We start from the raw sequence: 14645 nt of genomic DNA on the forward strand, positions 1-14645 counted from the left end.
GGCCAGCGTGACCGCACGGACCTACGCCAAGGCTGCGACCGTCCAGGATTTCAATCGATCAACCACTGAGCAGCACACGGAGGATCTGTATATGTCGTTCCTGAAGTTCTTCTCCGACGACGTCAAGGAGATGGCCCGCACCTTGGAGAACAGTGGCGGCCGCATGAAGGAGGCGTCGAAGGAGATGTCACGGGCCGACTCCAGTCAGGTCGGCCACTCCGAGTTGCAGTCCGCCTGCGATGACTTCGCCGGATCCTGGGATTACGGATTCGGGCAATTGTCCAAGCTGACGAAAGGTGTCTCCAAGTTCGCCAACAAGGCGTCCGACGAGTTTCTCAAGATGGACCAGGCACTATATGACGAACTGAAGAAGTCCGGTTCGAATAGGAAGGCCTGAGCCTCACACGTCAACTCGCGGAGGCCACTCCACGCCTGCAGCGGTCAGGTGCGCAAGATGCTTCTTCCTCCTGGTGCGGGTCACACCGAGGCCAACAAGGTAGAGCACGAAGAAGGCTCCCCATACAGCCGCCGCAATGAGAACGTTCCCGACCGTGTAACCGGGGAAAGCAAGGAAGATCGCCATAACGATCGGCAGAATCAGGATGTTGCTCAGCACACGTGGGCTGTACCGGCCGCTGGCATCGACGACCATCTGCGAATACAGCAGGTCCACTTCCCGTCGCGCCTCCGGTGCCGGAGTCAGTCCGAGGCCCGGCCGCATACCCGGCAGCGCCTTCTGAACGGGAGCTGAAGGGGTGGACTCCATGAGGGCCGCAGCCCGTTCGCGGGCGTCCGGCGTGCGCCGAAACAGGAAATACGGGTTGTTCAGAGCCGCATTACCCGGAGCATGCCCTAGGTAGCGGTAACCGAACCTCTCCGCCACGTACGCGAAGGCCGCGAACTTCTTCAGGCCAGGAAAGCGGGGCCTGACCGCGAACTCAGGTGCCTCTTCCGAGACCGCTTTCATCAGTTCGTGCACGAGATGCCGTTCGTCCATGGCCGCCTCCTCCTTCGGCTCGTACAGGGGTGGGGCCCTATCGTGGCATACAGCCTCCGCTGGTAACTTACCGGCTCAGCAAGTTCAGAATCACGGGGAGAAGTCCGATGAGTTCCGATAAGTACCCGAATCTGGGGTTCGATCCAGCGCCGGGCGATCTCGAGGCCGTACGGGACCTGGTGAAGGCGGTGGGCCGCGTCACCAGTGGCAGCGACACGGCTCAGACGGAGCTGAGCAAGATGGGGACGTCGGAGGGGATTTGGGCCGGCAAGGCAGCGACGGCCTTCCAGGACACCTACTCGGCTGTCCCTCCGTATCTGAAGAAGGCGTTGGGGTCGCTCAACACCGCCCACCGAGCCCTCAGTAGCTGGGAAACGCAACTGGACGGATTCCAGGCACGGGCAAGGAAACTGGAAGAAGAGGCGGCGGAAGCAGCGCGCAAGGTCAGCTCCGCCCAGGCCGCAGTGGATTCCCTTCCTTCGTCCACCATGGGTATGTCGGAGAAGGACGAGAAGAAGCACGAGAAGGAATCCAAGGAGAAGAAGGACTCCCTGAATTCCGCCAACGGCGAGCTGTCTGCGATACGCAGCCGGGCACACACGCTTCAGACCGAGCATGGGCAGGCCGCCTCGGACGTCACCCGTCTGGTCAAGGGTGCCGCGGATGACGCCCCGCCCGAACCTGGCTGGTTCGAGGAAGCACTGGATGCCGTCGGCGATCTGCTGGCGGACGCGTGGGACACCATCACCGACCCGAATTTCTGGAAGCTGATCGGCGACATCCTGGCCGACATCGCCCTGGTGGTCGGCGTCCTCGCCATCTTCTTCTCCGGCCTCGGCGTGGCCGCCTTCATCATCGCCGGACTCGCACTTGCCTTCCACTTGGCCGCCAAGGCCGGTGGTGCCGACGTGACCTGGGAAACCATCGCCTGGGATGCCGTCGGCGTCTTCGCCGGTGGTCTCAGTCTGGCCGGGTCGGCGCTCGCCCAGTCCGGTCGCGCTCTCGTCACCGCGGGCAGAGAACTGCGGCTGTCCTCCGGCTTCATGAAAGCCCTCGGTAACGTGCGGTTCGGCAACATACTCAACGGGCTTCGCGGACTCCCCAGCGGCGTCGCCAATTCTGCACGCGGTTTGAACATGGCCGGCAAGGGATGGACCTTCGTCGCCGCCGGCACCGCCGTCGACAAGGCGGCTACATGGGCGGGAGCCGCCCTGGCGGTCGGTTCCAACATGCACAGCGGGACGTGGGACCAGGGCCGGTGGACGGACGGCGAGTTCAAGATCGGGGACATTCCCGTGGTCGGTCCCTTCATGGACTACTTCGGACCGGTCGACGAGGACGAGGTCGTGGCCCCCGGTCCGTCACCCTCCACATTCGACGTTCCGACCGCTCTCAGCTCATCGGGCAGTACCTTCACCAAGCACCTCGACCCCTCGCAGATGGGCACGGCCGCATGAGCGCAGAGACTCACGGCCGGTTCGAAGACATCGAGCGCAGCACGGCATCGCCCTTCCACTACGCCTTCCACCACGACGTCCCGGACGAGTTCGTTCGTCTCCCGGAGCCGACGGCCTCGGACGGCTGGCGCCAAGCCATGACCGAATTGCTGCCCGGGGCGGATTCGGCAGCGCAGGACGCGGCAAGTGATGGCCTCCGCCGCCAGTTGCCACTGCTGAGTGCCAGGGAGAACGTGCTCCTCACCGCCATGTGTATCGGTACCGAGGAGGTGGACGGCGGTGAGCGCCTGTCCATGGGCCTGCTGGCGGTCACCGTACGGCCGAGCGGTCACAGCCCGGCCCAACGCCTGTTCACTGCCGAAGGCATCTACCAGGCGACCGCGAAGAAGTTCTTCTCGGACGTCGCCGAGGACCGACTGGAAGAGATCAGCTTCCCGCTCGGGGAAGGGCTGCAGGGGCCGCAGGACATGGTGCTGGCCACCAAGCTGCCGTGCGGTCCGGGCGTGATGTCGACCTCGTTGCGCACCCTCCGCTTGCCCGCTCTCGAGGCCGGAATCACCGTGCCGCCTCTCCCTGTGGCCGCTCTGCAGTTGATCGTGCCCGCACCCCACAGCTACTGCGTGTACGTCACGATCTCCACACCCTCGGTCTTCCTCCTCGATTCCTACAGTGCTCGCATGGCGCACATCGGACGGTCTCTCAAGTTCGGCGAACCACCTGCGGACGTCGAGTTGACGAACCACTGAGCCCCCCTGTCACTGGCATCCACCCACCACTTGCAGCCTCCGATGCCGAGCCCGAAGAGATAGCGCAGGAAGACGGCTCACGGCTAGTTCGAGACACGTACGGGTCTGATCCGTTTCCGGGACGGCTCTTCGGCTGCGTGTCGAGACGGAGGAGCCCCGAAGCACTCTCCACACGTACCTGCTCCGCCAACCCCTCCCCGACGAGTGACCGGCTCGAGCCGGCCGCCGTCACCGGGGACCCGCCAGAAGCGTCGGACGGGTCCCCGTGCGGGCACTACTTGCTCCGCGCCTGCTTCGCCAGCTCGTCGTCGATCTGCTCGAACTTGTCGGCAGCCGTGGTCAGGTAGTCCCCCATGCCGTCCAGGCCGTCGAGGGTGTCCTTCGCGCCCTTGGTGAACTCGTCGAAGTTCTCGTCGAAGGCCTTGGAGGAGGACTTCGTGACGTAGCCCGACTCGACCAGGTTGGAGATGTACTTGCGGAGGCCGTCGAGCTTCTCGTGGAGCTTTTCCTTCTCCTTCACGACATGCTTGGCCGCGTCCCGCATGTCCTGGTATGTGATGTCAAGGTCTTTGGCCATGAAGCCGCTTCCTCTCACAACGCCGCAGGGCCAACCCCCGTGGCTCCTCGTTTGCGGACCGAACCGGCGCACCGGTCAGGCCGGTCGTATGTGACGACCGGTGTGATGGTCCGTTCTTGAGGCAGCAGCTTACGGGTGAGGCCACTGCTGTCACATCCCTGCATTGCCTTCGGGAACATTCGGTCACCTCCCTGTTGCCGGGCCGCGACACCCAGCGGATATCGTCGCCTGGACTGTGAGCCGTGTTGCGGAAACGGACGCGGGAGCCGCCTGGGGAGGACAAGCGTGCGACTGACTCTGACCGTCGTCGACCCGTTCGGCGGGGGCACCGCCGACGTCGTGCTCGATGCCGATCCTGAGTCCACCGTGGGGGACGTCGCTGAGGAGTTGGCCAAGCAGGTCGGCGTCTCGGGCGCGCAGGTCATTCCCATCGGGCATCAGCGGCAGGGGGGCACCGGAAACGCGCCGCTCGTGTACGTCGACGGGTACGCCGTCGATCCGTCCGCCACGGTCATCGGATCGCCGTTGCGCGAGGGTGCGGTCGTCAGTCTCCAGGATCCGTCCGGATGTCTGGTCGGGGAGCCCACGGGACTCGTGGAGTTGCGGATCGTCGGCGGCCCCGGAGCCGGGTTTGTGCACCGGCTCGGCGTCGGGAAGTACGACATCGGCAGCGGGAACGCCGCCCACGTCCGTATCGACGACCCCGAACTCGACGCCCGCGCACTCACCCTCTCCGTCGCCACCGACGGCACCTGCAAGGTCGCCGTGCACTCCGACAAGGAGGGTGTCACCCTCGACGGCGCCCCCATCACGGAGCGGGAGAACGAGAAGAAGGACGAGAAGAGCGGGAAGGGCAAGAGGAAGAAGAAGAAGGAGGGGGAGAACGACGACGGGGAGGGCGTCAGGGACAAGGACGCCTGGCCGCTCGGGGCGCAGATCGCCGTCGGGAACTCGCTCATCGAGCTGGCCCGTTACTCGCCTCCCGACGCCGCGCTCAAGTGGTCCGAGGACGGGATCGGGCTGGACTACAACCGGCCGCCCCGGTTGCGCCCGCCGGAGCGGCAGACCAACTTCCGGCTGCCGTCGCCACCGCGCGAGTACGAGGCGCGGCCGCTGCCCTGGCTGATGGCGTTGACGCCGCTCGTCGGCGCGGTCGTCGCCGTGGCCATTTTCGGGCGCTGGTACTACCTGATCATGGCGGGGCTCAGCCCGATCCTGCTTTTCGCCAACTACTTCAACGACAAGAAGCACGGGCGCAAGTCGCACGCCAAGCAGGTCAAGGAGTACGAGGAGCAGAAGGCGCGGATCGAGAAGGACGCGCAGGACGCTCTCGTCACCGAGCGGAACGACCGGCGGCACGCGATTCCCGATCCGGCCGTCGTACTGTCCGTCGGGACGGGGCCGCGGACGCGGCTGTGGGAGCGGCGGCGGACCGACCGTGACCATCTGCTGCTGCGGGTGGGAACAGGGCGGCTGCCTTCCGAGGTCGTGCTCGACGATCCCGAGCAGGACGATCACCGTCGCCAGGTCACCTGGAAGATCGAGGACGCCCCCGTCGCGCTGTCGCTGCGCGGGCTCGGGGTCATCGGCATGGCGGGGCCCGGTGACAGTGCCCGGTCCCTCGGGCGGTGGGCGGTCGCGCAGACCGCCGCGCTGCACAGCCCCATGGACGTGCAGTTCTACGTGCTGAGCGAGAACTCCGCGCGGAGCGAGTGGGATTGGGTCCGGTGGCTGCCGCATGCCCGGCCCTCGGGTGGCCAGGACGTCAACGTCCTCATCGGCACCGACGCCGAGACCGTCGGCGCCCGAATCGGAGAGCTGACGCAGATCCTCGACGCGCGCAAGAAGGCCGCCCAGCAGAACGGCGGACAGGCGTCGACCTTCAGCGATCCCGACATCGTCGTCGTGTGGGACGGGTCGCGGCGGCTGCGGTCGCTGCCGGGTGTCGTACGGCTGCTGCGCGAGGGGCCTTCCGTGTCCATCTACGCGATCTGCCTCGACGCCGAGGAGCGGTTCCTGCCCGGTGAGTGCCAGGCGTTCGTCGTCGCCGAGCCCAAGGTGGAGGAGACGAGGCAGCAGCAGGGCGCGCAGCGGCAACAGCGGCAGGTCGCCGGCGGTTTCCCGTCGTTCCAGGCTTGGCACACCGGGGCGGATGCCGCCGAGTCCGAGCAGCGGGCGCGGGCCGAGAAGCTGCGGCTGCGGGTCGAGGAGGCGGGGGCCGAGCGCATCGCGGACGTGCGGCCGGACTTCGTCACCCCGGCCTGGTGTCTGCGGCTGGCGCGTTCGCTGTCCGCGTTGCGCGACATCAGTGGGGAGACCGAGGACTCCGCGCTGCCCGGTGCCAGCCGGCTTCTGGACGTGCTCCAGCTGGAGCCGCCGACCGCCGACGCGATCACCGCGCGGTGGCGGATGGGCGGGCAGTCGACGATGGCCGTCATCGGTGAGTCGTACGACGGCCCCTTCGGCATCGACATGCGCAAGGACGGGCCGCACGGCCTCATCGCCGGTACGACCGGTTCCGGTAAGTCCGAGCTGTTGCAGACGATCGTGGCGGCTCTGGCCGTAGCGAACACGCCCGAGAACATGACCTTCGTGCTCGTCGACTACAAGGGCGGGTCCGCGTTCAAGGACTGCGTGAAGCTGCCGCACACCGTCGGCATGGTCACCGACCTCGACGCCCACCTCGTGGAGCGCGCGCTGGAGTCTCTGGGTGCCGAGCTGAAGCGGCGCGAGCACATCCTCGCCGCGGCCGACGCCAAGGACATCGAGGACTACCAGGACCTCGTGCGCCGCGATCCCTCGCACGCTCCCGTGCCGCGACTGCTCATCGTCATCGACGAGTTCGCGTCCATGGTGCGGGACCTGCCGGACTTCGTGACCGGGCTCGTGAACATCGCCCAGCGAGGGCGGTCCCTCGGCATTCACCTGCTGCTCGCCACGCAGCGGCCCAGCGGTGTCGTGTCGCCCGAGATCCGGGCCAACACCAACCTGAGGATCGCGCTGCGGGTGACCGACGGCGGTGAGTCGACGGACGTCATCGACTCGCCGGAGGCCGGGCACATCTCCAAGAGCACCCCGGGTCGCGCCTACGTGCGGCTCGGCCACTCCTCCCTGGTGCCCTTCCAGTCGGGTCGGGTGGGAGGCCGTCGGCCGGGGGCCGCCGATCCGGCCGCGCTCGCGCCCTGGGTCGGACCGCTGGGCTGGGAGGACCTGGGCCGGGCCGCGCTCACCAAACCGAAGGCCGAGGCCCGCCAGGACGACGAGATCACCGACCTCAAGGTGCTCGTCGACGCGGTGCGCGAGGCCAACCGGTCCATGGGCTTCCCCGCTCAGCACAGCCCGTGGCTGCCGGCGCTGGACGAGACGCTGCTGCTGGACGACATCGAGGTTCCGGTCCTCGCCGCCACGGCCCCGGGCAAGCTGCCGCCCGCCCCGTACGGCATCGAGGACCTGCCCGCCGACCAGGCCCGCCGCCCGGTCGTCGTCGACTTCGCGCACTTCGGCCACCTGATGATCGGCGGTGCCCCGCGCAGCGGCCGTTCCCAGGTGCTGCGCACCATCGCGGGTTCGCTGGCGCGCACGCACTCGACCGCCGACGTGCACCTGTACGGCATCGACTGCGGCAACGGCGCGCTCAACGCGCTGACCCGGCTGCCGCACTGCGGCGCGGTCGTCAGCCGCAACCAGACGGAGCGGGTGGTGCGGCTTGTCAACCGGCTGAAGGGAGAGATGGACCGGCGCCAGAACCTCCTGGCCGACAAGGGCTTCGCCGACATCGGCGAGCAGCGGGCCGCGGTCGCCGAGGACGAACGGCTGCCGCACATCGTGGTGCTGCTGGACCGCTGGGAGGGCTGGGTGCCCACCCTGGGCGAGGTGGACCACGGTTCGCTGACCGACGAGTTGCAGACGATGATGCGTGAGGGTGCCAGCATCGGCATCCACCTGGTCCTCACCGGTGACCGCACGCTGTTGGTAGGCCGGATCGCGACGCTCACCGAGGACAAGTACGGTCTGCGGCTCGCGGACCGCAGCGACTTCTCTTCGCTCGGCATCCCGGCCCGCAAGGTGCCCGAGGAGATTCCGCCGGGCCGCGCCTTCCGCAACGAGTCCGGTACGGAGACGCAGTTCGCGCTGCTCGCCGAGGACACCACCGGGCAGGGCCAGGCAGCGGCGCTCACCGCGATCGGCGAGGCGGCCGCGGCCCGAGACGCGGACGTGCCACGTGCCCGGCGTCCGTTCCGCGTCGACAGCCTGCCCAGCCGGATCTCCTTCCCCGAGGCGTGGGAGCTGCGCGATCCGGAGGCCTCCCGCTCCAAGCTGTGGGCGCTGGTCGGCATCGGCGGCGACGAGATCGTCGGCTTCGGGCCGGATCTCGCGGACGGCGTACCGGCGTTCGTGATCGCTGGCCCGGCCAAGTCGGGCCGCTCGACCGTGCTGATGAACATCGCGCAGTCCTTCCTCGCCCAGGGCACGCGGCTCGTCGTGGCCGCGCCCCGGCAGTCGCCGCTGCGTCACCTGGACGGCACACAGGGCGTGCTGAAGGTCTTCACCGGCGACGACATCGACGAGGACGAGTTCGAGGAGCTGATCGACGAGGCGAGCCTCGAGGAGCCGATCGCCGTTCTAGTCGACGACGGCGAGATCCTGGAGGACTGTGACGCCGAGAGCCAGATGAAGAAGATCGTGTCCCGGGGTGCCGAACGCGGCCTCGCCCTCGTCATCGCCGGTGACGAGGAGGACGTGTGCAGCGGCTTCTCCGGCTGGCAGGTGGACGCCAAGAAGGCCCGCCGCGGCATCCTGCTCTCCCCGCAGGAGTCCTCCAGCGGCGACCTCATCGGCCTGCGCATCTCCCGCGGCATGGTCGGCGGCCAGGTCGCACCGGGCAAGGGCATGCTGCACCTCGGTGACGGTGAACTGCGGACGGTCGTGGTGCCGGGGTGAGTGGAGGCAGGGGGCCTGAGCAGGTGCCTACTCGACCTTCGACAACCGCGCCTTCGGCCGCCCCGAGTCCTTGCTGTCCGACGCGTACTGGAGGTCGTCGCCGACCGGGGTGAGGCGGACGGTGTGGAGGGCCTGGTCGCAGACGTCGCGGTTGCCCTCGGCTCCCACGGCGCCGGTGACGATCTCCTTCTGCGTGACCTTCTTCAGGGTCAGTACGTCGTCGCAGGTGCCGCCGAAGATGTCGGTGTGGCGCAGGGTGGCCGCCTTCTCGCCCACCGCGGCCTCGCGGACGGTCAGGCGGAAGGTGCCCAGGGGCAGGTCGCCCTCGACGGCAACGGCCTGGCCCTCCCAGGTGCCGACGTAGCGTTCGGGTACGGCGACCGGATCGGCCGGCGAGTGGGTGGCGGTGTCGGAGTCGCCGGGGGTCGTCTTGCCGCCCTCGCCGGGCAGCAGGTCGAGGACGAACACCGAGCCGACCGTCACCGCCGCCATCGCCCCGGCCACCGCGAGGGCCACCGTGCAGCTGAGCCGGCGGCCCCGGCTGTCCGCGCCCGCCTGCGTGGAGGTGGCCGCGACGGAGACGAAGAGCTTGCCGGGAGCGTGATCGCCCTCGCGCGGGGCCGGTACGTCCGCGGCCGGCGCCGTCGGCGGGGGCATCACGGGCGGGGGTCCGAAGACGCCGGGTTCCACCGCGCCGCCCGCGCCGCCCTCCATCGACCGTGACCGACGGCCGGCTGAAGCCCACCGGGCCCGACACCGGCCCCGACGACGACCCGGGCGCCGCCTCCGCCGCCTCCAGGTTCAGCAGCCGCACGGCGCTCCGGCTGACCCGTTCCACCAGCGGACCCGGCAGCCAGCCGCCGGAGACCAGGCGGGCGGCGCCCTCGGGGGCGAGACGCCGGGCCACCCGCCCGGGGCCGGACGGGCGGACGGGTCTTTGGCCAGGCAGGCGGCGACCAGGTCCCGCAGCTCCCCGTCGAGGGTGGTGAGCCGCGGCTCCTCGTGGACGACCTTGTAGAGGAGCGCGGCCGAGGAGTCCCCGGGGAAGGGCGGCTCGCCCGTGGCCGCGTACGCGAGGACCGCGCCCAGGGAGAAGACGTCCGCCGGGCCCGTGACGCCCATGCCGAGGATCTGCTCGGGTGACATGTAGCCGGGGGAGCCGATCGAGACGCCCGTCGAGGTCAGGGACGCGGTGCCGTCCGTGGCGCGGGCGATGCCGAAGTCGATCAGGAGGGGGCCGTCGAGGGTGAGCAGGACGTTGGACGGCTTCACGTCACGGTGGACCAGGCCCAGGTCGTGCACCGCGGCCAGTGCCTCGCCGAGGCCCGCGCCGAGCGCCCGTACCGAGTGGGCCGGCAGCGGGCCGCCGTCCGTGACCGCCGCGGTGAGGGACGGGCCCGCCGCGTAGGCCGTGGCGACCCACGGGACGCGGGCGTCCGGGTCCGCGTCGAGCACGGGGGCCGTCCAGGCGCCGCCGACCCGCCGCGCGGCCTGCACCTCGCGCCGGAACCGGGCGCGGAACTCCTCGTCCAGCGCGAAGTGCGGGTGCACGATCTTCACGGCGACCGTGCGCCCGCCGGCGCTGCGGCCCAGGTAGACCCGGCCCATGCCGCCGGAGCCCAGTCGGCCGAGGAGCCGGTAGGGCCCCACGGTGGTGGGTTCGTCGGCTGAAAGCGGCTGCGTGGCGTCCACCCCTCCCCCGGACGCCAGTACCTGGGAGCAGGGTAGTGGTCCGCCTCCGCCGGGGCCCCGGCGGAATCAGGGCCGTGTCACGGCTGGACGAGTTCCATACCCGCACGGAGGCCGTGTCACGGCTGGAGCAGTTCCACCCGCACGTCCGCCGGGAAGCCGGTCGTCGGGCCCACCCGGCGGGCGAACTCGGTGACCGCTTCGAGCTGCGGGCCGCCGAAGCGGAAGTCGAGGGTGGTGAAGTACTTCGCGAGGGTCTCCTCGTCGAAGGCCTCCCAGCGGGCCGCCTGCTCGGCGACCTTGCCGACCTCCTCCAGGGAGAGGTTGCGGGAGGCCAGGAAGGCTTCGTGCACCTTGCGGGTCAGCTCCGGCTCGCCTTCCGCGTAGTCCTTGCGCGCCGCCCAGACCGCGAAGACGAACGGCAGGCCCGTCCACTCCTTCCACAGCGCGCCCAGGTCGTGCACGGCCAGGCCGTAGCGCGGGCCGTCGATCATGTTCGCGCGCAGCGCCGCGTCGCCGATGAGGACGGCCGCGTCGGCCTCCTGCATCATCAGGCTCAGGTCGGGCGGGCAGGTGTAGTAGTCGGGCTGGACCCCGAAGCGCTCGGCGAGCAGGAGCTGGGCGAGCCGGACGGAGGTGCGCGAGGTGGAGCCGAGGGCGACGCGGGCACCGTCCAGCTTCTCCAGCGGCACCTGCGAGACGATCACGCAGGACATCACCGGACCGTCGCAGCCGACGGCGATGTCGGGGAAGGCGATCAGGTCGTCGGCGTTCTTGAGGAATTCGACCAAGGTGACGGGACCGATGTCGAGATCGCCCTGCACCAGCTGCTCGCTGAGCTTCTCCGGGGTGTCCTTCGTGAGCTCGAAGTCGAGGAGCGTGCCTGTTCTCGCGAGCCCCCAGTACAGGGGCAGGCAGTTCAGGAACTGGATGTGGCCGACGCGCGGCCGGGTGCGAGAATTGTCCACATCGCGAGGCTAGCCCTCCCCCGGTTTCCGCCCGTGGCCGACCCCCGGCGTCAGCCGAACGGCCGGATGGTTCAAACATTCGGGTGAAGTGATCTTGGCCTCTGTTGCGCCAGGGGGCCTGCGTGCTAGGCTCACAGCAAGTTGCAGTTTGGTTTCCCTTGCAGTACAGAGCCTGCGGAGCATGTGACCGCGGGCTCTCGTCGTTCTCAGACGTATGCAGTTGTGCGGCATTCAAAGTCTTCACACTTGCTGGTTCTGGAGCAGGGCAACCCTTTGGGCCCAAGGAGGGCTTATGGCTACCGGAACCGTGAAGTGGTTCAACGCCGAAAAGGGCTTTGGTTTCATCGCCCAGGAAGGCGGCGGCCCCGACGTCTTCGTCCACTACTCCGCGATCAACGCGACCGGATTCCGGTCCCTCGAGGAGAACCAGCAGGTGTCCTTCGACGTCACGCAGGGTCCGAAGGGCCCGCAGGCGGAGAATGTCACTCCTGTCTGATCGACAGCAGTACCCAAGGAGCCCCGCGCCGGTTTCGGCGATGGGGCTCCTGCCCTTTCCGGGGCCCGGTGGGCTCCCTTCCTGAATACTCGGTGAATTCCGCGGACGGTCGGTCGCTGTCAGTGGCAGGCCCTAGGGTCCCGCCCATGACCCACGACACCGGCTTCCTGGACACCACCCGGACCTTCTACGACGCCATCGCCGAGGACTACGCCGGCCTGCACCGCGCCACAGGCGCCGGCACGCCGCTGGACCGGGCGCTGATGGGCGCCTTCGCCGAGCTGGTGGGACCGGAGGGCGAGGTGGCCGACCTGGGCTGCGGGCCCGGCCGGGTCACCGCCCACCTGGCCTCGCTCGGCCTGCGGGTCTTCGGCCTCGACCTGTCCCACGCCATGCTCTCGATCGCGCGCCGCGAGCACCCGGACCTGCGGTTCGAGCAGGGCTCCATGCTGGATCTCGACCTGCCCGACGGGGCCCTCGCGGGGGCCGTCTCCTGGTACTCCTCGATCCACACGCCGTGGGAGCGGCTGCCGGACCTCTTCGGGGAGGTGCGGCGCGTGCTGGCGCCCGGCGGGCACTTCCTGCTCGCCTTCCAGGTCGGCGACGAGCCGATGCACCTCGACCGCCCCTTCGGCCACCCGGTCGCCCTGCACTTCGAGCGGCGGCGGCCGGAACCGATGGCGGAGCTGCTGGAGCGGGCCGGGTTCACAGTGCTGTCGCGGACCGTGCGCGTGCAGGAGGACGACACGTCCGCGAAGGTGCCGCAGGCCTGCCTCATCGCCCGCCGCTGAGCACACGGCGTTCACGGGGTGTCGTACAGCGTCTCCACCGCGTCCGCGAAGTCGCGCATGATCACGTCGCGCCGCAGTTTCATCGAGGGCGTCAGATGGCCGTCCCGTTCGGTGAAGTCCCTCGGCAGGACGGCGAAGCGGCGGATGGACTCCGGTCGGGAGACGAGCTTGTTGGCCTCGTCGACGGCGCGCTGGAGGACCGCGTGCACCTCCTCGTCGTCGACGAGCAGCTCCGGTGGCACCGGGTGCTTGCCGTTCATGCGGCGCCAGTGGTCGAGGCCGGCGGGGTCGAGGGTGAAGAGGGCGGAGACGTAGGGGCGGCGGTCGCCCAGGACGATGCACTGGGAGATCAGGGGGTGTGAGCGCAGCCAGTCCTCCAGGGGCGCCGGGGCCACACTCTTGCCGCCCGCGGTGATCAGCAGCTCCTTCTTCCGGCCGGTGATGGTCAGGTACCCCTCGTCGTCCAGGCTGCCGATGTCGCCGGTGGCGAACCAGCCGTCGGGGGCGGCCTGGACGACGCCGCCCGCCTGGGGGTCCCAGTAGCCGTGCAGGACCTGGTCGCCCGCGACCAGGATCTCGCCGTCGGCGGCTATGCGGACGCGGGTGCCGGGCAGCGGCCAGCCGACCGTGCCGAGGCGCGGCTTGAGCGGCGGGGTGACCGTCGCGGCGCCCGTGGTCTCGGTGAGGCCGTAGCCCTCGAAGATCTCGATGCCGACCCCGGCGTAGAAGGCGGCCAGGCGGCGGCCGAGCGGGGAGCCGCCGCAGATGGCGTACCGGACCCGGCCGCCCATGGCGGCCCGGATCTTGCGGTAGACGAGGGGGTCGTAGAAGGAGCGGGCGGTCTTCAGGCCGCGGCCCGGGCCGTGGCCCGTGCCCGTCTGGCGGGCCTCCATGGCCTCGCCGTAGCGCTCCGCCACGGTGGCGGCGCGGTCGAAGGCGGAGGCCCGGCCGCCGGACTCGGCCTTGGCGCGGGCGCTGTTGAAGACCTTCTCCAGCATGTACGGGATGGTGAGCAGGCAGGTCGGGCGGAAGGCCGCCAGGTCGGGGAGCAGTTCCTGCGGCTTGAGGCTGGGGGCGTGGCCGAGGCGGACCCGGGCGCGGACGCAGGCCACGGCGACCATGCGGCCGAAGACGTGGGACATCGGGAGGAAGAGCAGGATCGAAGGTTCCTCGCCCGTCTTCGCCTTGAAGACGGGGTAGAGCAGCTCGATTGCGTTGTCGACCTCGGCGAAGAAGTTGCCGTGGCTGAGCGCGCAGCCCTTGGGGCGGCCGGTGGTGCCGGAGGTGTAGATCAGGGTGGCGAGGGTGGTCGGGCCGAGCATGCCGCGGCGTACGTCCACCTCCGCGTCCGGCACCCGCTCGCCCAGCTCCGCCAGCCGCTCCACGTGCCCTTTGTCCATGACCCACAGGTGCTTGAGATCGGGGATGCGGTCCAGTTCGGGGCCGAGGGCCGCGGCCTGCGCGGTGGTCTCGGTGACCAGGGTGACCGCGCCGGAGTCCTGGAGGATCCAGCGGGTCTGGAAGAGGGAGGAGGTCGGGTAGACGGGGACGGTGACCAGGCCGGCGGCCCAGGCGGCGAAGTCCAGCAGCGTCCACTCGTACGTCGTCCGGGCCATGATCGCGATGCGGTCGCCCGGCGTCAGGCCCTCGGAGATCATGCCCTTGGCCACCGACAGCACCTGCGCCGCGAACTCCTCGGCCGTGACGTCGGCCCACTTCCCCTCCGGTGCCCTGCGGCTGAGGACCACCTGGCCGGGTACCGCCGCCGCGTTGTCGAAGGGCAGGTCGGCGAGGGAGCCGCGCCGCACCGGCGGGGCGAAGGGGGGTACGTACGCCTCCCGCACGGTCCCGTCCAGCCGCCGTGTCTCGGGCGCCACCAGGGTGGGGCCGGGCGAGTCGGCGTAGGCGGCGGATGCGGCGAAGGAGGGAAGCGGCGTGGACACGGGCGGCTCCTGTGACGTGCAGCGGCGGCACTGCTCTGCG

General features: G+C 69.6%; 10 protein-coding genes and 1 pseudogene. 6 read left to right on the top strand and 5 right to left on the bottom strand.

Annotation, left to right across the window (positions count from 1 at the left end; all coding sequences use genetic code 11):
• Window positions 1-91 precede the first annotated feature (91 nt).
• On the top strand, window positions 92-397 hold the full coding sequence (locus IE142_RS06885; RefSeq protein WP_191884840.1) for a DUF6317 family protein: 306 nt from the start codon (window positions 92-94) through the stop codon (window positions 395-397).
• A gap of 3 nt (window positions 398-400) precedes the next feature.
• On the opposite strand, the gene IE142_RS06890 is transcribed toward IE142_RS06885, so the two are convergent.
• Window positions 401-997: a hypothetical protein gene (locus IE142_RS06890; protein WP_191884841.1), complete on the bottom strand. Its 597-nt coding sequence runs from the start codon at window positions 995-997 to the stop codon at window positions 401-403.
• A gap of 107 nt (window positions 998-1104) precedes the next feature.
• On the opposite strand from IE142_RS06890, the gene IE142_RS06895 reads away from it, so the two are divergent.
• Together IE142_RS06895 and IE142_RS06900 are read left to right on the top strand one after the other, a co-directional pair.
• The gene (locus tag IE142_RS06895; protein WP_191884842.1) at window positions 1105-2454 is read left to right on the top strand and encodes a putative T7SS-secreted protein; all 1350 of its coding nucleotides are present in this window, start codon (window positions 1105-1107) and stop codon (window positions 2452-2454) included.
• The gene (locus tag IE142_RS06900) at window positions 2451-3200 is read left to right on the top strand and encodes a hypothetical protein (protein WP_191884843.1); all 750 of its coding nucleotides are present in this window, start codon (window positions 2451-2453) and stop codon (window positions 3198-3200) included. Before IE142_RS06895 ends, IE142_RS06900 begins: the two co-directional genes overlap by 4 nt.
• A gap of 274 nt (window positions 3201-3474) precedes the next feature.
• Here the strand turns inward: IE142_RS06900 and IE142_RS06905 are convergent, their stop codons facing one another.
• Window positions 3475-3777 carry a WXG100 family type VII secretion target gene (locus IE142_RS06905; protein WP_043381344.1) on the bottom strand — a complete coding sequence of 101 codons (303 nt, stop codon included), beginning with the start codon at window positions 3775-3777 and terminating at the stop codon, window positions 3475-3477.
• A 285-nt stretch (window positions 3778-4062) separates the two neighbouring features.
• On the opposite strand from IE142_RS06905, the gene IE142_RS06910 reads away from it, so the two are divergent.
• Complete coding sequence (locus IE142_RS06910) at window positions 4063-8718, top strand: type VII secretion EssC family protein (RefSeq protein WP_191884844.1); 4656 nt, start codon at window positions 4063-4065, stop codon at window positions 8716-8718.
• Window positions 8719-8745: 27 nt separating this feature from the next.
• Here the strand turns inward: IE142_RS06910 and IE142_RS06915 are convergent.
• Together IE142_RS06915 and IE142_RS06920 are read right to left on the bottom strand one after the other, a co-directional pair.
• Window positions 8746-10410, bottom strand: a pseudogene (locus tag IE142_RS06915) (serine/threonine-protein kinase).
• 116 nt (window positions 10411-10526) lie between these two features.
• Window positions 10527-11375, bottom strand: coding sequence for a menaquinone biosynthetic enzyme MqnA/MqnD family protein (locus IE142_RS06920; protein ID WP_191884845.1), 849 nt, complete (start codon window positions 11373-11375; stop codon window positions 10527-10529).
• Between the two features lie 292 nt (window positions 11376-11667).
• Between IE142_RS06920 and IE142_RS06925 the strand changes: the two genes are divergently transcribed.
• Window positions 11668-11871 carry a cold-shock protein gene (locus tag IE142_RS06925; RefSeq protein WP_004984723.1) on the top strand — a complete coding sequence of 68 codons (204 nt, stop codon included), beginning with the start codon at window positions 11668-11670 and terminating at the stop codon, window positions 11869-11871.
• Between the two features lie 146 nt (window positions 11872-12017).
• Entirely contained in the window at window positions 12018-12662 is a 645-nt protein-coding gene (locus IE142_RS06930; protein WP_191884846.1) for a class I SAM-dependent methyltransferase, read from the top strand.
• A gap of 11 nt (window positions 12663-12673) precedes the next feature.
• On the opposite strand, the gene IE142_RS06935 is transcribed toward IE142_RS06930, so the two are convergent.
• Window positions 12674-14605: an AMP-dependent synthetase/ligase gene (locus IE142_RS06935; protein WP_191884847.1), complete on the bottom strand. Its 1932-nt coding sequence runs from the start codon at window positions 14603-14605 to the stop codon at window positions 12674-12676.
• Between the last annotated feature and the right edge of the window lie 40 nt (window positions 14606-14645).

Origin of the sequence: Streptomyces mutabilis (genome assembly GCF_014649815.1) — a bacterium.
Lineage (GTDB): Bacteria > Actinomycetota > Actinomycetes > Streptomycetales > Streptomycetaceae > Streptomyces > Streptomyces mutabilis.

Coding starts and splice junctions, on each gene's coding strand:
- IE142_RS06895 (WP_191884842.1), top strand. CDS start 1,105: ATGAGTTCCGATAAGTACCCGAATCTGGGGTTCGATCCAGCGCCGGGC.
- IE142_RS06925 (WP_004984723.1), top strand. CDS start 11,668: ATGGCTACCGGAACCGTGAAGTGGTTCAACGCCGAAAAGGGCTTTGGT.
- IE142_RS06900 (WP_191884843.1), top strand. CDS start 2,451: ATGAGCGCAGAGACTCACGGCCGGTTCGAAGACATCGAGCGCAGCACG.
- IE142_RS06885 (WP_191884840.1), top strand. CDS start 92: ATGTCGTTCCTGAAGTTCTTCTCCGACGACGTCAAGGAGATGGCCCGC.
- IE142_RS06905 (WP_043381344.1), bottom strand. CDS start 3,777: ATGGCCAAAGACCTTGACATCACATACCAGGACATGCGGGACGCGGCC.
- IE142_RS06890 (WP_191884841.1), bottom strand. CDS start 997: ATGGACGAACGGCATCTCGTGCACGAACTGATGAAAGCGGTCTCGGAA.
- IE142_RS06930 (WP_191884846.1), top strand. CDS start 12,018: ATGACCCACGACACCGGCTTCCTGGACACCACCCGGACCTTCTACGAC.